This is a genomic window from Sphingosinicella sp. BN140058 (genome assembly GCF_004135585.1).
Taxonomy (GTDB): domain Bacteria; phylum Pseudomonadota; class Alphaproteobacteria; order Sphingomonadales; family Sphingomonadaceae; genus Allosphingosinicella.
This window is the reverse complement of sequence record NZ_CP035501.1, coordinates 4259703-4278317: the sequence shown is the minus strand read 5'-3', so window position 1 is coordinate 4278317 and position 18615 is coordinate 4259703. Positions and strand designations below refer to the sequence as shown.

The 18615-nt window shown below is 66.8% G+C and carries 18 protein-coding genes; 7 read left to right on the top strand and 11 right to left on the bottom strand.

The window, feature by feature from the left end; translation table 11 throughout:
- Window positions 1-43: 43 nt before the first annotated feature.
- The 5 genes from ETR14_RS19230 to ETR14_RS19210 all read right to left on the bottom strand — a co-directional run bounded on the left by ETR14_RS19230 (window position 44) and on the right by ETR14_RS19210 (window position 4259).
- The gene (locus ETR14_RS19230) at window positions 44-754 is read right to left on the bottom strand and encodes an aspartate/glutamate racemase family protein (RefSeq protein WP_129392116.1); all 711 of its coding nucleotides are present in this window, start codon (window positions 752-754) and stop codon (window positions 44-46) included.
- A 182-nt stretch (window positions 755-936) separates the two neighbouring features.
- The gene (locus ETR14_RS19225; protein WP_129387659.1) at window positions 937-1836 is read right to left on the bottom strand and encodes a glycerophosphoryl diester phosphodiesterase membrane domain-containing protein; all 900 of its coding nucleotides are present in this window, start codon (window positions 1834-1836) and stop codon (window positions 937-939) included.
- 299 nt (window positions 1837-2135) lie between these two features.
- Window positions 2136-3608: an NAD(P)(+) transhydrogenase (Re/Si-specific) subunit beta gene (locus ETR14_RS19220; RefSeq protein WP_206185872.1), complete on the bottom strand. Its 1473-nt coding sequence runs from the start codon at window positions 3606-3608 to the stop codon at window positions 2136-2138.
- Window positions 3608-3916 (bottom strand): NAD(P) transhydrogenase subunit alpha, encoded by a 309-nt coding sequence (locus tag ETR14_RS19215; protein ID WP_129387656.1) that lies wholly within the window; start codon window positions 3914-3916, stop codon window positions 3608-3610. The genes ETR14_RS19220 and ETR14_RS19215 overlap by 1 nt, the downstream gene beginning before the upstream one ends.
- A 4-nt stretch (window positions 3917-3920) precedes the next feature.
- Window positions 3921-4259 (bottom strand): hypothetical protein, encoded by a 339-nt coding sequence (locus tag ETR14_RS19210; RefSeq protein ID WP_129387653.1) that lies wholly within the window; start codon window positions 4257-4259, stop codon window positions 3921-3923.
- A gap of 197 nt (window positions 4260-4456) precedes the next feature.
- Between ETR14_RS19210 and ETR14_RS19205 the strand changes: the two genes are divergently transcribed.
- Window positions 4457-6235 (top strand): GGDEF and EAL domain-containing protein, encoded by a 1779-nt coding sequence (locus tag ETR14_RS19205; RefSeq protein WP_243455585.1) that lies wholly within the window; start codon window positions 4457-4459, stop codon window positions 6233-6235.
- 392 nt (window positions 6236-6627) lie between these two features.
- Here the strand turns inward: ETR14_RS19205 and ETR14_RS19200 are convergent, their stop codons facing one another.
- Both ETR14_RS19200 and ETR14_RS19195 read right to left on the bottom strand, forming a co-directional pair.
- Entirely contained in the window at window positions 6628-7755 is a 1128-nt protein-coding gene (locus tag ETR14_RS19200) for an NAD(P) transhydrogenase subunit alpha (protein WP_129387648.1), read from the bottom strand.
- 3 nt (window positions 7756-7758) lie between these two features.
- A complete protein-coding gene (locus tag ETR14_RS19195; protein WP_129387645.1) occupies window positions 7759-7896 on the bottom strand; it encodes an aa3-type cytochrome c oxidase subunit IV in 138 nt (45 codons plus the stop codon).
- Between the two features lie 134 nt (window positions 7897-8030).
- Here ETR14_RS19195 and ETR14_RS19190 point away from each other — a divergent pair, with 134 nt between their 5' ends.
- Genes ETR14_RS19190 through ETR14_RS19180 form a run of 3 tightly spaced genes read left to right on the top strand, consistent with a single transcriptional unit; the run spans window position 8031 to window position 11073 of the window.
- Complete coding sequence (locus ETR14_RS19190; protein WP_129387641.1) at window positions 8031-9491, top strand: sigma-54 dependent transcriptional regulator; 1461 nt, start codon at window positions 8031-8033, stop codon at window positions 9489-9491.
- Window positions 9492-9530: 39 nt separating this feature from the next.
- The gene (locus ETR14_RS19185) at window positions 9531-10286 is read left to right on the top strand and encodes an SDR family NAD(P)-dependent oxidoreductase (RefSeq protein WP_129387638.1); all 756 of its coding nucleotides are present in this window, start codon (window positions 9531-9533) and stop codon (window positions 10284-10286) included.
- A complete protein-coding gene (locus ETR14_RS19180) occupies window positions 10267-11073 on the top strand; it encodes a phosphodiester glycosidase family protein (protein WP_129387635.1) in 807 nt (268 codons plus the stop codon). The genes ETR14_RS19185 and ETR14_RS19180 overlap by 20 nt, the downstream gene beginning before the upstream one ends.
- Here ETR14_RS19180 and ETR14_RS19175 read toward each other — a convergent pair.
- The gene (locus tag ETR14_RS19175) at window positions 11070-11345 is read right to left on the bottom strand and encodes a GNAT family N-acetyltransferase (protein WP_129387632.1); all 276 of its coding nucleotides are present in this window, start codon (window positions 11343-11345) and stop codon (window positions 11070-11072) included. The genes ETR14_RS19180 and ETR14_RS19175 overlap by 4 nt on opposite strands.
- 257 nt (window positions 11346-11602) lie before the next feature.
- Between ETR14_RS19175 and ETR14_RS19170 the strand changes: the two genes are divergently transcribed.
- The 3 genes from ETR14_RS19170 to ETR14_RS19160 all read left to right on the top strand — a co-directional run bounded on the left by ETR14_RS19170 (window position 11603) and on the right by ETR14_RS19160 (window position 14409).
- Window positions 11603-12493, top strand: a complete 891-nt coding sequence (locus ETR14_RS19170; protein WP_129387629.1) for a manganese catalase family protein — start codon at window positions 11603-11605, stop codon at window positions 12491-12493.
- A 146-nt stretch (window positions 12494-12639) separates the two neighbouring features.
- Window positions 12640-13548: a manganese catalase family protein gene (locus ETR14_RS19165; RefSeq protein WP_129387626.1), complete on the top strand. Its 909-nt coding sequence runs from the start codon at window positions 12640-12642 to the stop codon at window positions 13546-13548.
- Between the two features lie 75 nt (window positions 13549-13623).
- The gene (locus tag ETR14_RS19160) at window positions 13624-14409 is read left to right on the top strand and encodes a ZIP family metal transporter (RefSeq protein WP_129387623.1); all 786 of its coding nucleotides are present in this window, start codon (window positions 13624-13626) and stop codon (window positions 14407-14409) included.
- Between the two features lie 231 nt (window positions 14410-14640).
- Here the strand turns inward: ETR14_RS19160 and folP are convergent, their stop codons facing one another.
- The 3 genes from folP to ETR14_RS19145 all read right to left on the bottom strand — a co-directional run bounded on the left by folP (window position 14641) and on the right by ETR14_RS19145 (window position 18424).
- Window positions 14641-15726, bottom strand: a complete 1086-nt coding sequence (folP, locus tag ETR14_RS19155) for a dihydropteroate synthase (RefSeq protein ID WP_129387620.1) — start codon at window positions 15724-15726, stop codon at window positions 14641-14643.
- A 578-nt stretch (window positions 15727-16304) separates the two neighbouring features.
- The gene (locus ETR14_RS19150) at window positions 16305-17438 is read right to left on the bottom strand and encodes a site-specific DNA-methyltransferase (RefSeq protein WP_129387617.1); all 1134 of its coding nucleotides are present in this window, start codon (window positions 17436-17438) and stop codon (window positions 16305-16307) included.
- Between the two features lie 347 nt (window positions 17439-17785).
- The gene (locus ETR14_RS19145; RefSeq protein WP_129387614.1) at window positions 17786-18424 is read right to left on the bottom strand and encodes a ribonuclease HII; all 639 of its coding nucleotides are present in this window, start codon (window positions 18422-18424) and stop codon (window positions 17786-17788) included.
- Window positions 18425-18615 lie beyond the last annotated feature (191 nt).

Below are 18615 nucleotides of genomic sequence, written 5' to 3'. Positions count from 1 at the left end.
GCGGGAGGGGAGATCGGAGGCGCTTCGCGAGAACGAAAGGGCGTCAGACCGCGGCTTGGGCTTCGTCCGCGAGGATCCAGTCGACCGCCGCTTTGGCGTGGAGGGCGGTGGTGTCGTAGACGGGGAGGACGTTGGCGACGGGATCGACGAGCAGGACGAGCTCGGTGCAGCCGAGGATCACCGCCTGCTGTCGCGCCTTGCCCATCTCGGTGAGGCAGGTCTTGAGCCGGCGTTCCGACTGGCGCGAGACCTGACCCCTGGTCAGTTCCTCGTAGATAATCCGATCGATCTCCTGCGCGGTGGCCGGATCGGGCGTGGCGACGGCAACGCCGCGCGCCTCCAGCCGGTCGCGGTAGAAGGCCTCGTTCATGGTGAAGCGGGTGCCGATCAGGCCGGCCCGCTTGACCCCGTCGGCGACCAGCTTGTCGGCGGTGACATCGCCGATGTGGAGGATCGGGATCGACACCGCGGCGGCGATCTCGTCATACGGCTTGTGCATGGTGTTGCTGCAGAGCAGCAGGCCCTCGGCCCCTGCCCCCTCGAGCCGTTTCGCCGTTTCGGCCATCAGGATGGCGAGCCGGTCCCAGGCGCCCTCCGCCTGCAGCGCGGCGATCGGCGCGAAATCGAGGCTTTCGAGCAGCACGGGCGCGGAGGCGAGCCCGCCCTTCCGGCGGGCGATGCCCTTGTTGATCTGCTCGTAATACATGGCCGTCGAGACCCAGCTCATCCCGCCGATCAGCCCCAGCTTACGCATACCCACGTCCCTGTCCTTGCCCCTCGCCAAGGCACCCGCGAGGGAAAGGCCGCGATTAACCATCTCGCCGGACGGAAGAAAGTGCGGATTGCCGTTTCACGCCAGGATGTTGCCCTACGGACGCGGGATCTTGATCCGATCCGGTGCGAACGTCGTCCCTGCGCTGCGCCCGTGGGCTTCGCTCAGGCGAAGGTCTCGGCGACCGATTCATCGGCGACCAGCGCCTTGGCGGCGCTGGCGGCAGAACCGCCGAACAGCGCGATCATGATCGCGCCGGCCGCCGCGCTGACCACCCAGCCGAGGAGCGTCATCGCCGAGATGCTGCCGAACTGCTGCTCCATCTGGGTCATCATCGCCTGCCGCACGGCGTCGGGATTGTTGGCGTTGGCGAGCAACGCGCCGAAATAGGAGCCGCTCGTGACCAGCCCGGCAACGGTCAGCAGCACCAGCACGATCACGAAGATGACGAGATAGCCGCCGAACAGAGGCCAGAAGTGGCCGCGTGTGCGGCGCCAGGATTCGCCGATGACGAACTTGCGGCGCAGGATGGTGAGCGGGAAAGCGAGGGAGAGGCGGACCTGCAGCCAGACCACGACCGCGAACACCGCGATGAACAGGACGATGCCGACCGCGGCCGCGGCCCAGGCCCCCAAAGCGGCGCCGGCGCCGGCGGCGAACAGCGCCGCGACGATCCCCAGGAAGAAGAAGGCGACATAGAAGCCGATGATGAACAGGAACGTCAGGCCGAGGATCCGGGCTTCGTCGCCGCCGAGGCGGATATAGGCCGACGCCCGCGCCTCCGGACGCAGCACCGCACGTTGTGCCGCCGTCATCAGCACCACGAAGAGCAGCAGGAAGCCGAACTGGAGCAGGAAGACCGTTCCCATCGTCGACCCCATCGCGGCCACGGCCGCTTGCGGATCGCCGCCCATCGTCGCCAGCTGCGCCTCGACGAACGGACGCATCGCCAAAGCCATGATCACGCTGGCGATCAGGTACAGCAATCCCCACATTGCCACCGCCAAGGGGCGCTCCCGCACCAGCCGGAAAGCCCCTTCAATCATCGTTCCCGCGGTCAGCATCTCGTTCCCCCTGTCGTTACCCTGCGGCAGTTATGAGCGATGGCTGCAGCTTGTAAAGGTGGGGGGGCTCTCGACGCCGGAGGGCCCCTCCACCAGCTTTCAGCGGGTCATGAGCAAATGCGGATTCGATTAGCCCCGGCGCCTGGGCGTGCCCCAATGATTTGCCAGATCGCCACAGGGATCGCGCCCCGCATCATCCCGAAGATCGACGACGTCGTGAAGTGGCCAACGGCTGCTGCGCAGCCGGTTCCGGCTCTCGGCTTCCTCCCGGGAGCCCGAACCTCCTGCACCCTCCGGAGCTAACCTAAGGACTTCACGATCTCCTCGACCATCTTCTTGGCGTCGGCGAGAAGCATCATCGTGTTGTCGCGGTAGAACAGCTCGTTGTCGACGCCGGCATAGCCGGCGCCGCCCATCGAGCGCTTGATGAACAGCACCGTCTTGGCCTTTTCGACGTCGAGCACCGGCATGCCGTAGATGGGCGAGGATCTGTCGGTCTTGGCGGCCGGATTGGTGACGTCGTTGGCGCCGATCACGAAGGCGACGTCGGTGCGGGCGAATTCGGAATTGATGTCTTCCAGCTCGAACACCTCGTCATAAGGCACGTTGGCCTCCGCGAGCAGCACGTTCATGTGACCGGGCATGCGTCCCGCGACCGGGTGGATCGCATATTTGACGCTCACCCCCTCCTTCTTGAGGAGATCGCCCATCTCGCGCAGCGCATGCTGAGCCTGGGCCACCGCCATGCCGTAGCCCGGAACGATGATCACCTGCTCGGCCTGCTTCATGAGGAAGGCGGCGTCCTCGGCGGAGCCGCGCTTGTAGGGACGGTCGATAGCCCCTCCGGCCGCGGCCGCCGCCGCGTCGCCGCCGAAGCCGCCGGCGATCACCGACAGGAAGCTGCGGTTCATCGCCCGGCACATGATGTAGGAGAGGATCGCGCCCGACGCGCCGACGAGGGCACCGGTGATGATCATCGCACTGTTCTGCAGGGTGAAGCCCATCGCCGCGGCCGCCCAGCCCGAATAGGAATTGAGCATCGAGACGACCACCGGCATGTCGGCGCCGCCGATCGGCACGATCAGCAGGAAGCCGATCGCGAACGACAGCAGGATCGCGGTCCAGAACACCCATGGGCTCTGATCCTGGGTGAAATAGGCGACGAGGCCGACGATCAGCGCCAGCACGCCGAGATTGAGGACGTGGCGGCCCGGCAGCAGGATCGGCTTGCCCGACATGTTGCCGTTCAGCTTCAGAAAGGCGATCACCGAGCCCGAAAAGGTGATCGCGCCGATCGCCGCGCCAAGCCCCATTTCGATACGGCTGACCGGATAGATGATTCCGCCCGTCGCGATCCCGAACGCATCGGGGTTGAGATAGGCGGCCGCGGCGACGAGCACCGCCGCGAGGCCGACCAGGCTGTGGAAGGCGGCGACCAATTGCGGCATCGCGGTCATCGCGATCCGCCGCGCCGTGACCAGGCCGATCACCGCGCCCAGCGCGATCGCCGCGGCGATCTCGCCGAGCGTCAGCCAGTCGATGGTCGATCCGAGATCCCGCGCTTCGCTGCCCAGGAAATCGTCGTCGAGCGCGATCCTGGGCGCATAATGAAGCAAGGTCGTGACCAGCGCGATTGCCATGCCGGCGATGCCGAAGCGATTGCCGCTGCGGCTGCTGGCCGGGCTCGACAGCCCACGCAGCGCCAGGATGAAGAACACGCCCGCGACCAGATAGGCGAGAGCGACCCAGGACGGGAGAGCGGAACCATGCATCAGCGGCGCTCCCCACCAGCGGGTCCGACCACGGTCTTCTTCTTGTACATGGCGAGCATTCGTGCGGTCACCGCGAAGCCGCCGAAGATGTTGATGCTGGCGAGCACGATCGCGATGAGGCCGAGCCATTTGGCGCCGGGCACCCCCGCTGCCGCCGCGGCGATCAGCGCGCCGACGATGATCACCGAGGAGATGGCGTTGGTCACCGCCATCAACGGCGTATGCAGGGCGGGCGTGACCGACCAGACCACGAAATAGCCGACGAAACAGGCGAGCACGAAGATCGACAGGATGGTGATGAAGTCCATTTACTCACTCCGCGGCGGGTGATGGAACGGGGGCGGCAAGCGCGGCTTCGGCCTCCTCGCGGAAATCGGCGAGGTTGATGCGGTAGACGGACAGGGCCGTCTGGCAGCTTCCTTCGGCTTCGGTGGGCGGTTTGGGCGGCGAAAAAGGCTTCTTGCCGTAGCGCTTGATCAAGCGTGCGCGCAGCGCATCGAAGTCCCGGTCGAGATCGGCGGCGCCGCAGCCGAGCGCCCGCGCATAGCCCTGAAAGGCAACCATCCGGTAGAAAGCGAACAGCAGGCCCGGCGGCGGTGCGGGCGCGGGCACATCCGCCGACGCGAGCAGGGCCGCGAGCACCAGGCTCACCGGCGCCCCTGTGCGGCAATTGTGCGGATCGTGCGGAAGTGCATGCAGGCGCCCCTCGTCCAGAAGCCCGCACCTTGACCGGGGACACGGAGGATGTCGAGGGGGCCGATGACACCGCCTGCCAATGAATCGGCGCGAACCCACCGCACGATGGTTTCGCGCCTATAATGGGGGGGATGGCAGAATTGCGACCAGGAGTGGGGATCGACACGGCGGCGGAAGCCGCGCGCCTCGACGCCTTGCGCCAGCTCAACCTGCTCGACACGCCGCCCAGCGAGAGCTTCGACCGCATTACCCGGATGGCCAGCCAGCTGTTCGGCCTGCCGGTCGCCGCGGTGTCGCTGACCGACGAGAACCGGCAATGGTTCAAATCGCGGGTCGGTATCGATCATTGGTCGATCCCGCGCGACAAGGCGCCTTGCGGCGAGGTCGCGCTGGCGCGCACCACGGTCGTGCTGCCCGATCTGCTCGACGATGCCTGCTATTCGACCAGCCTGCTCGCCGAGCAGGGCGTGCGTTTCTATGCCGGCGCGCCGCTGATCACCAGCGACGGCCATGGCCTCGGCGCGCTGTGCGTGCTCGGCACCGAGCCGCGGCAGGTGACCGAGGCGGAGATGGCGGCGCTGGGCGATCTCGCCGCGATGGTGATGTCCCAGATCGAGCTCCAGCACGCATTCGGCCGCATCGATCCCGCCAGCGGTCTCCCCAACCGCACCCAGCTGCAGGAGGATCTCGACGATCTCGCCGGCGACGAGGACGGCACGCGGCTGATGGTGCTGCTCGATCTCGCCCGCGCCGAACAGCTCAACAGCGGCCTGCGCGTGCTCGGTCCGGCCTATGTCGACACGATGGTCGAGCATGCGGCGCGGCTGCTGCGCGCGTCGTTGCGCGGCACCACCAAGGCCTATCACGTCGCGGCCACCCAATTTGCGTTCGTCGCCCCGACCGGAACCGACGCCGAGCCGTTCCTCGCGGCGATCCATGCCCGTCTGACCGCCGGCGACACACGCTCCGACCGCCATCTCGCCGCATCGATCTCGATCGGCGCGTCGCCGTTCGTGGTCGGCGCGGAGAGCGCCGCGGACGTGCTGCGCGGCGCCTATGGCGCGGCGCTCGATGCCCGGACGCGCAAGCTGCCCTTCGCGGTCTATTCGGCCGACGAGGACAGCGCCCATCGCCGGCGCTACCGCCTGCTCCAGGATTTCGAGGGTGCGCTCGGCCGCAGCGGCGAGCTTCGCCTTGCGGTCCAGCCGCGGATCGACGTCGCCAGCGGCCGCTGCGTCGGCGGCGAGGCGCTGCTGCGCTGGCGCCACCCGGTGCTCGGCGAAGTTTCGCCGGCCGAATTCATCCCGATCGTCGAGCATAGCGCCTTGTCGGCGCCGCTGACCCGCTGGGTGGTCGAGACCGCGGCCGAGCAGCTCGCCGCCTGGCAGCGCGCGGGGCTCGATCTCAAGCTGTCGATCAACATCTTCGCCGCCAATCTCGACGAGGCCGATTTCGCCACCCTCGTCCAGGCGAGCCTCGCCGCCCGCGGCGTCTCGCCGGACCGGCTCGAGCTCGAAGTTACCGAAAGCGCCGCGATCGCCGACACCGAGCGCAGCATGGCCCAGCTCTCCGCGCTCGCCGCCGCCGGCTTCGGCATCGCCATCGACGACTTCGGCACCGGCTATTCCAGCCTCGCCTATCTCCAGACCCTGCCGGCCGACACGGTCAAGATCGACCAGAGCTTCGTCCGCGGCATCGAGGACGATCAGCGCGCCGCCGCCCTCGTCGCCTCGATGGTCGCCCTCTCCCGCGGCCTCGGCTACCGCGTCGTCGCCGAGGGCGTCGAAACCGCGCAGGCGATGACCCTGTTGAAGGCGATCGGCTGCGACGAAGCCCAAGGCTATCTGCTCGCCCGGCCGATGGACGTCGAGGCGTTCGAAGCCTGGGTGGCGGCGGACACGCCGGCCGCAGCGAACCGCGCGGCGGCGTAACTCCTTCCCTGCTCTCTTAAGGTCCTCCCGGCTTGCCGGGATGAGCAAGCCATCGTGCCCCCGGGCACGACTGCAGGCTGCGGGGCAGCCTGCGCTTGCTCACGACCCCCCAAAGGATGTTGAAGGGGGTTCCTCGCGTTCATCCATGGAGCACGCTGACGAGATGCTCTTTTCCAGCAGCATCCAGTGAGGTCCCTGACCTTGGCACCCAGTCCTCCCTGTCGCCGCAGGCGATGGGGAGGGGGACCGCACGAAGTGCGGTGGAGGGGCCGACGACACTGGAAAGCCCCTCCACCAGCTTTCAGCTGGTCCCCCTCCCCATCCGCTGCGCGGACAGGGAGGATAATGACAGCATGAACAAGCCTCCTCCCCTTTCAGGGGAGGATCTTGGGTCACCCCAGCAGCCGCGGGTTCACCACCTTGCCGCCTTGGGTCAGCCGCACGCCCTGGACGATTTCGTCGTCGTCGGGCAGTACCACCCGTTCCGCGTCCTTGTCCCAGAAGCCCGACAGGAAATTGTACAGGTTGCGGGCGTAGAGCGCCGAGGCGTCGGCGGCGAGGCGGCTCGGCACGTTGCGGTGTCCGACGATGCGCACGCCGTGGCGCTCGACCACCTGGCCGGCGACCGCACCCTCGACATTGCCGCCCTGCTCGACCGCGAGATCGACGACGACGCTGCCCGGGCGCATCGTCGCCAGCTGCGCGTCGCTGATCAGCCGCGGCGCCGGCCGGCCGGGAATCAGCGCCGTGGTGATGACCACGTCCTGCTTGGCGATGTGGGCAGAGACGAGCTCGGCCTGGGCGGCCTTATAGTCGTCGGACATCTCGGTGGCGTAGCCACCGCTGCCCTCCCCCTCGATTCCGGCGACCTTTTCGACGAAAACCGCCTTGGCGCCGAGGCTCTCGATCTGCTCGCGGGTGGCGGCGCGGACATCGGTCGCCGAGACGATCGCGCCCAGGCGGCGGGCGGTGGCGATCGCCTGCAGACCGGCGACGCCGACGCCCATGATGAAGATGCGCGCCGCCGGGATCGTGCCCGCCGCCGTCATCATCATCGGAAAGGCACGGCCATATTCGGACGCTGCGTCGAGCACCGCCTTGTAGCCGGACAGATTGGATTGCGAGGACAGCACGTCCATCGATTGCGCGCGGGTGATTCGCGGCATGAATTCCATCGCCAGCGCGTCGAGGCCGGCGGCAGCATAAGCGTCGACCCGGTCGCGGCGGCGGAAGGGATCGAGGATCGCCGCGACCAGCGCACCGGCGGCGGCACCGGGCAGCGCGGCCGGATCGGGGCCCTGCACGCCGAGCAGGATGTCGGCGCCGCCGACCACGGTCTCGCGCATGCCGACGGTCGCGCCGGCCGCCTCGTAATCGGCATCGGCGATCGCGGCGGCGAGGCCGGCCCCGGCCTCGACCGCGACGCTGGCGCCGAGCGCGATGAATTTCCTTGCGGTCTCCGGTGTGGCGGCGACCCTTCGTTCGCCGTCTTCACTCTCCTTGAGGACGGCGATCTTCATCGATCAGTTCGCGATGATCAGCACGACGACCGCCGCGATGATCGCGGAAGCGATTGTGCCCCATTTGAAAAGGCTTACAAAGCCGGCATAGCCCTTTTGGTGGATTTGGGTTTCCTTTTCGAGGTCCAGCTCGGCCGCCATGTTCGATCCTTCTGTCCTGTGACGATGGGTTGGCGCTTCTCTAACAAGAGAGTGCGGGCTTCCCAAGCCCCGAATTAAGGCGACCTTTACCAGCTTGCCTTAGAGCCGGGCCGACTTCGAGAAGGGGAGTTTGGATGCGGCCCGAGCCTACGCGCTGCCTGTTGCTTATCGACGACGAGCCCGCCCAGCGCCGCCTCGTTACCGCCATCGGCGCCCGCGCCGGCTGGTCGGTGCGCGGCGCCGCCGACGTCGACGGGGCCGCGGCGATCCTCGCCGAGACCGAGGGTCCGCCCGTCGATGCGATCCTGCTCGATCATTGGCTTCCCGGTGACGAAGGCACCCAGCTGATCGAGCAGATCCGCGCGCTGAAGCCGGAACTGCCCTTGCTGGTGATGACGGCGCAGACATCGGTTGCAACCGCCGTCGAGGCGATGCGGGCCGGCGCCAGCGACTTCCTGGTCAAGCCGATCGCACCCGATCGGCTGCTTACCGCCCTGAACGCCGCCACCGATCGCCGTCAGCGCAATGGCGAGCTTCGCCCGCTGTCCGAAAAGATCTCGCAGCCGCTGGCGTTCGACGAGATCGTCGGCTCGGCGCCGCAATTCCGCGCGGCGATGGCGATCGCCGCCAAGGCCGCACGCGCCCGCGTGTCGGTGTTGATCGAAGGCGAGAGCGGATCGGGCAAGGAAGTGATCGCCCAGGCGATCCACACCGCCTCCCCGCGCGGCCGCAAGCCGATGATCACCGTCAATTGCGGCGCGATCCCCGCCAACCTCGTCGAATCGGTGCTGTTCGGGCACGAAAAGGGCGCCTTCACCGGCGCGTTCGATCGCCACATCGGCCGCTTCGAGGATGCCGACGGCTCGACCCTGTTCCTGGACGAGGTCGGCGAACTGCCGCTCGACACCCAGGTCAAATTGCTGCGCGCGCTCGAGACCGGCGAGATCCAGCGGATCGGCGGCCGATCGATCCAGATGGTTGACGTCCGCATCGTCGCCGCCACCAACCGCCGGCTGGTCGACGAGATCGCCCGCGGCCGCTTCCGCGAGGACCTCTATTACCGCCTGAACGTCGTCCATGTCGGCATTCCGCCGCTGCGCGAACGCTCCAGCGACATTCCGGCGCTCGCCCGCCACCTGCTCGGCCGCATCGCCGAGCAGCCGGGCATGCGCCGCCTGTCGATCACCGACGACGCACTTTCGGTGCTGATGCGCTACGGCTGGCCGGGCAACGTCCGCCAGCTCCAGAACGCCCTGTTCCGCGCCGCGGTGCTGTGCGAGGGCAATGCGCTGAGCGCGGTGGATTTCCCGCAGATCCGCCAGGAATCGACCCTGAGCCGCCGCGCCGACGATTATCACGGCCGCGCCCTCAACGGGGCCTCGCAGAGCGCCGCGCTCAACAACGGGGCCGGTATCACCCTCTACGGCGACGACGGCAACATGCGCTCGCTCGAGGAGATCGAGGCCGACGTGATCCGGCTGGCGATCGGCCATTATCGCGGGCGGATGACCGAAGTCGCGCGGCGGCTCGGCATCGGCCGCTCGACCCTCTACCGCAAGCTCGGCGAGCTCGGCATCAGCGACGCCGCGGCCTGACCGCTTGGAGGCGCGGGCGCGGTCGGTTACACCGGCGCAATGAACGATTTCGAAAATGCGGTGGCGCTGATTACCGGCGCCGCCTCCGGCATCGGCGCGGCGACGGCAACGGTCCTCGCCGCCCGCGGCGCCCGCAAGCTGATCCTCGTCGACCAGCAGGAGGATCGGCTCCGCGACTTCGCCTTCACCCTGCCGTGCGAACGCCAGGTGATCGTCGGCGACGTCACCGACGAGGCGATGTGGGCCAATGCCGATTTGACCGGCGTCACCCACGCGCTGGTCAATGCCGGGATCGGGGCCGGCGAACCGATCGACACGCTGCGCTTCGAGGAATGGCGGCGGGTGCTCTCCGTCAATCTCGACGGTGCCTTCCTGACCCTGCAGGCGGCAATGCGCGCGATGAAGGGCAATGGCGGCGCGATCGTGCTGACCGCCTCCGTCGCCGGCCTCAAGGCCGAGCCCGGAATTGCCGCTTATGCCGCGTCCAAGGCGGCGGTGATCCAGCTCGCGAAGGTCGCCGCCAAGGAAGGCGCGCCGGCCAGGATCCGGGTCAATGCGATCGCGCCAGGCGGGGTCGAGACGGCGATCTGGTCCGGAGTGCCCTTCTTCCAGACGCTGGTCGAGAAGACCGGATCCGAAGAGGCCGCGTTCCAGGCGATGGGCAATGCGGCGACGCCGATGGGCCGCTTCGCCCGCGCCGAGGAGATTGCCGAGCAGATCGCCTTCCTGCTCTCGGACAAGGCAGCGTTCGTCACCGGTTCCTGCCTGGTCAGCGATGGCGGCTATTCGCTGTAGCGCGATCCTCGCCGCGCTGCTTGCCGCGGGCTGCAACGCAGATCCACCAGAGGCTGGCGGAGAGGCGGCAAATGCGTTCGATCCGGCAAGCCTGATCGCGCCGGCGGCCTGCGAAAGCCGCCGCTTCGAAGGGACGCACTTCACCATCTGTCCGTTCGACACCGGCAAGGACCGGATCGAAATCGCTGTGCACGGCACCGACGGACAGCCGCTGCGCAGCTTCTCCGCGCTCGGCGACGCGCTCGGCGCCGATGCGCGCGCCAATTTGCGGTTCGCGATCAACGGCGGCATGTATGACGAGGATGGCGAGCCGATCGGGTTGTTCGTCGATCGCGGCAGGATCGTGAAGCCGCTCAACCTGCGTCGCGGCTACGGCAATTTCCACCTGCTGCCCAACGGCGTGTTCGCGGTCGATGCCGCCGGGCGGGTCTCCGTCACCCCTTCCTCGCGCTTTGCACGCGCCGTGCCCAAGCCGTTCTGGGCGACCCAGTCCGGACCGATGCTGGTGATCGACGGCAAGCTCCACCCCGGCTTCGACAGCGACGGCGAATCACGGCTGGTCCGAAACGGCGTCGGCGTCGCGAGCGACCGCCGCGGCTATTTCGCGATCAGCGAGGAAGGCGTCTCGTTCGGCCGCTTCGCCCGCTTGTTCCGCGACGCGCTCGGCTGCCGCAACGCCCTGTTCCTCGACGGCAGCGTCTCCAGCCTGTGGGACCCCGCCGCCGGCCGCAAGGATCCTTATGCGGCGCTCGGCCCGCTCATCCTGGTCAGCCGCCGCAAGGATTAGGCGACGAGGTCCTGCACGTCTGCGTGCGTCTCCACATAGTGGCGGACGAAGGCGCAGAGCGGCACGATCTTCATGCCCCGTGCCCTCACCTGAGCAAGCGCGCCTTCGATAAGGGCGCTGGCGATGCCCTGCCCTTCGAGTTCGGGCGGCACCTCGGTGTGGGTGAAGGCGTAGCGATCGCCTTCCAGACGGTAGACGGCGATCGCCTTGTCCCCGCCGACGGCAAGTTCGAAACGGCTTTCTGCTTCGTTGTGGACCACGTCGTGCGACATTTCGCATCTCCTTCGGCGAACGCTCTGCAAGGTTGGGCGTACTTTTCCAAGTCACCAGATCGATCAAGGTGATCGAAGCAATTGGTTTCGCCAACACAATATCCGCTCCGCGTCTCTCCCGATCGCTCGTTCCTGCAAATCAGGAACCAAGTCCAGGAAGAACTATTGCAGCGAACATCCCCGCAAGCGTGATGGATCGAGCAAGCAGGAAAGACAATCCTGGCCGCAGGCCGCCACACCGTCTAGGAGCTCTTAACATGTATTATACCGACAAGCTTCTTCAGTTTCCCGTGCGCGTAGAGAAGCCAAGCCCGATCTTTGCCAAGGCTCTGCAGCAGGCGATCGGCGGCGTCGAAGGCGAAATCCGGGTCTGCCTTCAATATTTCTTCCAGGCCTGGGGTGCACGCGGCGATTCCAAATATCGCGATCTTCTGCTCAACACGGCGACCGAAGAGATCGCCCATATCGAGATGCTGGCGACGGCGGTTGCGCTCAATCTCGAGAACGCACCGCTCAGTCTTAAGGAAGATGTCGCCGCCGACGTTGCTGGCGGATCGGTGCTGAACGGCATGGACATGCGTCACGTGCTGTCGACCAGTCTCGCCGCCTTGCCGACCGACGCCAATGGTGTGCCGTTCGACTGCAGCCACGTATATGCGAGCGGCAACTTGGCTGCCGACATGTTCTCGAACATCACCGCTGAGGCCACCGGCCGTAAGCTCGCTTACTCGCTGTGGAACATGACCGACGACCCCGGCATGAAGGAGATGCTGTCCTATCTGATCGCTCGCGATACCTTTCACCAGAACCAGTTCATGGCGGTGATCGACGAGCTCGGCGGTCTGCAGGCCAATCTGCCGGTGCCGAACAGCGTCGCGCCGGAAGCGGAGCTGGACGAGTTCAGCTACCAGCAGCTCGGCTTCCTGCGCGACGGTTCGCTGCCGCCGCAGGGGCGCTGGTCGGCTGGCCCGAGCCCGGACGGCAAGGGCGAATTCACCTCTCGTCCGATGGAGCCGCTCGGCGGCGAACCGAACCTTGCGCCGCCGCGCCCGGGTGGTGGAGCCCAGGTCCAGCAGATGACCGGAGGTGGCGACGGCGGCGGGCTGCTCCACAAGGCTGCGGAAGCGGTGAAGGACAGCTTCTCCTGAGCCGTAATCGATCGTGGTGCGGGACGCTCGGTGCTCCGCATTAACCACCCAAATGAATGAACCAGCGTCATTTTTTGAGATCAGGCGGAACGGGTGAGGCCGGCCGCCTGTTTCCCTGTCTCCACGTGGTAAAGGGAGCCCTGCCCATGTTCATTCACAACAAGAAGCTGCAATATACGGTGCGCGTGTCCGAACCGAACCCGGTTCTCGGCACCTTCATGCTCGAACAATTCGGCGGCCCCGACGGCGAACTCGCGGCGGCGATGCGCTATTTCACGCAAGGTCTCGCCGAGGACGATCCCGGCCGCAAGGACATGCTGCTCGACATCGCCACCGAGGAACTCAGCCACCTCGAGATCATCGGCTCGATCGTCGCGATGCTCAACAAGGGCGCCAAGGGCAAGATGTCCGAGGGCACGATGAGCGAGGCGGAGCTCTACATGGACATCGCCAAGTCGGCGAGCACGCCGACCCAGCAGATCGTCTATGGCGGCGGCCCGTCGCTGACCAATTCGGCCGGCGTGCCGTTCAGCGGCGCCTATGTCGACAGCCGCGGCGAACCGACGGTGGACCTGCGCTCCAACATCGCCGCGGAAGCGCGGGCGAAGATCGTTTACGAGCGGCTGATCAACGTCACCGACGACCCCGGCATTAAGGACGCCCTGACCTTCCTGATGACTCGCGAAGTCGCCCACCAGAAATCGTTCGAGAAGGCGCTCTATTCGATCGAGAACAATTTCCCCTCGGGCAAGCTGCCGGGCCATCCGGATTATTCGAGCCTCTACGTCAACACCTCCCAAGGTGAAGGTGATCTCGAAGGTCCGTGGAACAGCGGCGCCGAATGGGAGCGCGTCGACGACATCGTCAGCGCGATCCCGCTCGACGGCGGCGACGGCACCGCCTCCGTGCACGGCCTCAGCAGCCGCGAGAAGAAGGATCTGAAGGCGACTGCGGTCCGCACCATCTCCGATCCGACCCGCAACCCGACCACCGGCACCGATCTCGGCGCGGGCCCCGGCGCCGGACGCACCAAAGACGTGACCGAAGAGGCGTAACGCGCGGCCTCTCGGGGAACCTGGGAAACGCCGTGCCGTTCGCTATAGGATAAGCACGAAAGTGAACGACACGGCGTGACTCAGAGCATCATCTTCACGGGTTTCCTCGCCAGCCTGCTCGCGGGATTGGCGACCGTGCTCGGCGCGCTGCCGATCCTGAGCATCGGCAAGCCGACCGAGAAGCAGCAGAACGTCTTCCTCGGCTTCGCCGCGGGCGTGATGCTGGCAGCATCCTTCTTCTCGCTGATCATCCCCGGCATCGAACAGGCGCAGCTGCAGGGCGCCGGCAAGGCACAGGCGGCAGCGATCATCGTCGCAGCGGTGTTGCTCGGCGCACTCACCATTTCGCAGATCAACCGCTTCGTGCCGCCACTGGACGAGATCGGCCTCGGTCCCACCGGCATTGCCGAAGCCACGTTCCGGCGGGTGTGGCTGTTCGTCGCCGCCATCACCCTGCACAATTTCCCGGAAGGGCTTGCGGTCGGGGTCAGCTTCGGCGGCGGCGATCTCGGCGCCGGCACCACTACGGCGCTCGGCATCGGGCTGCAGAACATCCCGGAAGGCCTCGCCGTCGCCGCCGCGCTGACCACCATCGGCTATTCGGCGCGGACTGGCGTGCTCGCCGCTTTGGCGTCGGGCCTGGTCGAGCCGGTCGCGGGCCTGTTTGGGGTGACCCTCGTCTTCCTCTCCGCGCCCCTCCTGCCCTGGGGTCTGGGCTTCGCCGCCGGCGCGATGATCTACGTCGTCGCCTCCGAAATCATCCCGCAGACCCACAGCCGCCTCGAGCTTCGGCCGCTGGCCAATGTCGGCCTGATGGTGGGGCTCGGCGCGATGATGTTCCTGGACGTCAGCCTGGGGTGAGGTTGCGTCCCGTCTTTCTCTGCTCCGACGGAAGAAGGAGAGGGCTTCGACAGGCTCAGCCCGAACGGGGAGAAGGAGACGAAAGTGCGCCCCGGACCGCAGGCCCGCTCCTCTCCGCCGCCGTTCGGGCTGAGCTTGTCGAACCCTCCCCTTCTTCTGCGCAGAGCAAAAACTTCGCGCCCGAACCGCGAACACTCCGGAGCAGGTGCCAACCCGTTGCAGCCCCATCCCTCACCCCGGCGTCAACGCCGCGTCGCGCAGGCCGCGCCAGAGGCGGAGGGCTTGAACCGTCTCGGGTACGTCGTGGACGCGAACGATCTGCACGCCCTGGTCGGCGGCCTTGAGCGCGAGCGCCAGCGAGCCGGGCAGGCGCTGGTCGGCCGGAGCCTCTCCGGAGAGCGCGCCGATCATGCGCTTGCGGCTGGCGCCTAGCACGATCGGGCAGCCGAGCCCGTGATAGAGGGCGAGATGGTTCAACACCGCGAGATTGTGCTGAACGGTCTTGCCGAAACCGATGCCGGGATCGACCAGGATCTGCTCCCGGGCGATGCCCGCGGCGATTGCGGCCTCGATCCGTGCCTCGAGCCAGTCGTAGACGGCATATTGGACCGGGCTTTCATAGTGCGGTGAGTCCTGCATCGTCTCGGGCGTGCCCAGATGGTGCATCAGCACGATTGGACAGCTGGCACGGGCAACCACCTTCGCCGCATCGGGATCGAAGGTAAGCGCCGATACGTCGTTGACCAGTCCCGCGCCTGCGGCCAGCGCCGTCTCCATCACCAGCGCCTTGCGGGTGTCGATCGAGACGGCCGTGCCGGATCCGGCGAGACGGCGGACGACCGGCTCGATCCGGGCCGCCTCGTCCTGCTCCCACACCGGCTTCGCCCCCGGCCGCGTCGATTCGCCACCGACGTCGATCAGCGCCGCGCCTGCCGTCGCCATCGCGAAGCCGACGTCGGCGGCGGCTTCGGGCGCGCCGAAGCGGCCGCCATCCGAGAAGCTGTCCGGAGTCACGTTGAGGATGCCCATCACCTGCGGCTGATCGAGGCGGATGGTCCTGGCGCCAAGCTGAAGCGGCGCGCGCGGTGCGACGATGTTGGTCCACGCCTTGCGCGCAGTCGGCCCGAGGCGGTCGATAACCGCCTCGATCTGCCCCACCGGAACCAGGTCCAGCCCCGTCCGGCGTCCATTCTCGACCGCGGCGATCTCGACCGCCGAGAAGAAGAGCATGCCGCCGGCAAGGCGGGCGACCTCCCCGTCGAGAAGAAAGGGCGCGTCGACAAAGGCGACGGGGCGAAGATAGTGACGAACGGGCATGGCCGTTCCTCTCGCCTCGCCGCCGCGATGTCCAGAACAACGTCGCGGTCGCCCGACCGTACCGTACCCTGCCGGCGAGGCGAATGGGCGACGTCAGGCGTGTGCCATTCGACTAAAGGCGGGTTATCGGCCCGACTTGATCCATGTTATGCAGGACAACCAACCGGATCGGCTAGGCGCCAGAAGCTGCACAACGTTCCGGTCGACAGCATTGAAGGTGGCGACCGCCTCTTGAACGAAGGCCAGCAGGGTAACTGAGTCTCCATAGGTGCGGATCGTCATGGTGGGCATGACTATGATCCGCGCCGCTTCAGCGCCCAAAGGGGCTCCCGCAAACCTCCCGTGGTCAAAGGCATGCGAGCGATGAGGCGTGAAGGGACGGTCGCCGCCGCAACTTTACTCCATTTCGGAGGCGTGTCGAGCGTCTTCCTTACGCGCACGGGCCGATTCTCCTCCGCGTTCGTCCGATGCGGACTGGAAACGCTCCGAAATGGCGCGATTTCGCGCCCTCGCACCCGCCCATCTTCGAGCCGTGCAGCGCTTGGCGCAGCCCGTGGGCGCCGCAAACGACTCGCGGCTCAGTCCATCATCAGCAGATAACGCTGCCGCAGCGCGTCGATGGGCGTGAGCACGCCGGCTTCCTCATAATGCCAGAAGGTCCATCCATTGCAGGCGGATGCGCCTTGCGCGGCGGCACCGATGCGGTGGATCGATCCCTGCTCGCCTTCATGCTCGATCGAGGCGTCGGCACCGACGCGCGCTTCCCAGCGCCGCTTGGCGTCGGTGAGGATGGTCCCCGGTTTCAGCATCCCGGTCTCGACGATGGCGCCGAACGGGACCTTCGGCTGCGCGCGCTTGGACGCCATCGTCTTCATCGCGCTCTCGTCGAGCTCGAGAGTGGAATCGATCCGCTCGCGGGCGACCTTCACGTAGCGCTTCTCGCGCTCGATGCCGATCCAGTTGCGACCCAGCCGCCGCGCCACTGCGCCCGTCGTGCCGGTGCCGAAGAACGGGTCGAGGACGACATCGCCCTTGTTGGTGCAGGCGAGCAGCACGCGGTAGAGCAGGCTTTCCGGCTTCTGAGTCGGGTGCGCCTTGTGACCGCCCTCCCCTTTCACCCGCTCGCCGCCCGAACAGATCGGCAGCAGCCAGTCCGAGCGCATCTGCAGCTCGTCATTGAGCGCCTTCATCGCGCGGTAGTTGAAGGTGTAGCGGCTGTCCTCGCTGTGCGAGGCCCAGATCAGGGTCTCGTGCGCGTTGGTGAAGCGGGTGCCGCGGAAGTTCGGCATCGGATTGGCCTTGCGCCAGACGATGTCGTTCAGAATCCAGTAGCCGGCGTCCTGCAGCGCCGCGCCGACCCGGAAAATGTTGTGATAGCTGCCGATCACCCACAAGGTGCCGTTGGGTTTCAGGATGCGGCGGGCTTCCTTGAGCCAGCCGCGGGTGAAGGCGTCATAGGCGCCGAAGGTCTCGAACTTGTCCCACTCGTCGTCGACCGCGTCGACGCGGCCGCCTTCCGGCCGGAACAGGTCGCCGCCGAGCTGGAGATTGTAGGGCGGATCGGCGAAGATCATGTCGACCGACGCGGCCGGCAGCTTCGCCATTGCGGCGATGCAATCTTCTTCGAGGATCTGGCCGAGCGGCAGGTCGGGCGCCGGCTCGACCTTCTTCGCGCGCCGAACGCCAGAACCCACACGCGTCAATACGGTCATTGAAATCCGCCCCCGTTGAAACTCACCGAGCCACAGTGAGTCAGACGGAGTCTGCGGTCAAGATCAACGATTTGGCCCGAGTCGCTCATCCTTCGTTTACCATCGACGGAACGAAAGGAGTCCTGCGCTAGGAATGGGGGCCGCGGCCGCCCTTCAGACTCAATATGAAGTGGTGTGGCCGGAAAGACTCACAGATCCATGATATGGAGCGCGGCCTTTCCCCAAGACTGAGCCTGCTAGTAAACGCCAATCGAGGCGGAAGAGCCGGTGAGCCGTGCCATTGGCAGGTGCAGCCTGCCCCCGGCAGGCGGCAGTCGTGCCGGGGGCACGACGACCTGCCAATCGGCTCAGCCCTGTTTGGGAAACAGGGCGACCTGCTCGACCTGCGCGGCCGTGCTCCATTGGCGGACCGGTGCGAAGCTGCGCCTGTGCAGCGGCGTCGGCCCGAGCGCCTGCAGCGCACGGCGATGCTCCGGAGTCGGATAGCCCTGATTGGTTTCCCAGCCATAGCCCGGATGTTCGCGCGCATAGTCCGCCATCATGCCGTCGCGCGTGACCTTGGCGACGATCGAGGCGGCGGCGATCGAGCGGCATTTGGCGTCGCCGGCGACGATCGCGACCGACGGCCTTTCCCATTTCGGCGTGCGGTTGCCGTCGACCAGCACCATCGCCGGGTCGAAGCCGAGCGCATCGACGGCGCGCGTCATCGCCAGCATTCGCGCCCAATAGATGTTGAGACGATCGATCTCCTCGACCGTGGCGATCCCGACGCCGACACGCGCGACCTTGTACAGTTTCGCGCAAATCGCCTCCCGCGCCTTGGCGGGGATTGCTTTGGAATCGTCGATGCCGCGCGGAAAACGCTCGCGATCCAGCACCACCGCGGCGGCAACCACGGGCCCGGCGAGCGGTGCACAGCCGGCCTCGTCGACGCCGCAGACCGGATCGGGATGGACCTTCTCGAGCTTGAAACAGGGACGCGCCATGGTGCCAGCATAAAGAGGCCGCGCAGCCCTCGCCAAGGAAAAAGCGTGACTGTTCAGCGCTTTCCTGTGGATGCATCTACCAACGAGTCCCCGTCTCTTTTGACGGAAGAGGAATCACCGCAGCTTTGTAGCTTGTTGCCTGACGGAGGTTGCGGGGTGACGGCGTTCGAAAGAGCGATCGCCCGGGCGTC

What these genes read in the sequence shown, in the direction of transcription:
- ETR14_RS19230 (WP_129392116.1), bottom strand. Translation starts at nt 754, where the DNA reads ATGCGTAAGCTGGGGCTGATCGGCGGGATGAGCTGGGTCTCGACGGCC.
- ETR14_RS19225 (WP_129387659.1), bottom strand. Translation starts at nt 1,836, where the DNA reads ATGCTGACCGCGGGAACGATGATTGAAGGGGCTTTCCGGCTGGTGCGG.
- ETR14_RS19220 (WP_206185872.1), bottom strand. Translation starts at nt 3,608, where the DNA reads ATGCATGGTTCCGCTCTCCCGTCCTGGGTCGCTCTCGCCTATCTGGTC.
- ETR14_RS19215 (WP_129387656.1), bottom strand. Translation starts at nt 3,916, where the DNA reads ATGGACTTCATCACCATCCTGTCGATCTTCGTGCTCGCCTGTTTCGTC.
- ETR14_RS19200 (WP_129387648.1), bottom strand. Translation starts at nt 7,755, where the DNA reads ATGAAGATCGCCGTCCTCAAGGAGAGTGAAGACGGCGAACGAAGGGTC.
- ETR14_RS19195 (WP_129387645.1), bottom strand. Translation starts at nt 7,896, where the DNA reads ATGGCGGCCGAGCTGGACCTCGAAAAGGAAACCCAAATCCACCAAAAG.
- ETR14_RS19190 (WP_129387641.1), top strand. Translation starts at nt 8,031, where the DNA reads ATGCGGCCCGAGCCTACGCGCTGCCTGTTGCTTATCGACGACGAGCCC.
- ETR14_RS19185 (WP_129387638.1), top strand. Translation starts at nt 9,531, where the DNA reads ATGAACGATTTCGAAAATGCGGTGGCGCTGATTACCGGCGCCGCCTCC.
- ETR14_RS19180 (WP_129387635.1), top strand. Translation starts at nt 10,267, where the DNA reads ATGGCGGCTATTCGCTGTAGCGCGATCCTCGCCGCGCTGCTTGCCGCG.
- ETR14_RS19175 (WP_129387632.1), bottom strand. Translation starts at nt 11,345, where the DNA reads ATGTCGCACGACGTGGTCCACAACGAAGCAGAAAGCCGTTTCGAACTT.
- ETR14_RS19170 (WP_129387629.1), top strand. Translation starts at nt 11,603, where the DNA reads ATGTATTATACCGACAAGCTTCTTCAGTTTCCCGTGCGCGTAGAGAAG.
- ETR14_RS19165 (WP_129387626.1), top strand. Translation starts at nt 12,640, where the DNA reads ATGTTCATTCACAACAAGAAGCTGCAATATACGGTGCGCGTGTCCGAA.
- folP (WP_129387620.1), bottom strand. Translation starts at nt 15,726, where the DNA reads ATGCCCGTTCGTCACTATCTTCGCCCCGTCGCCTTTGTCGACGCGCCC.
- ETR14_RS19150 (WP_129387617.1), bottom strand. Translation starts at nt 17,438, where the DNA reads ATGACCGTATTGACGCGTGTGGGTTCTGGCGTTCGGCGCGCGAAGAAG.
- ETR14_RS19145 (WP_129387614.1), bottom strand. Translation starts at nt 18,424, where the DNA reads ATGGCGCGTCCCTGTTTCAAGCTCGAGAAGGTCCATCCCGATCCGGTC.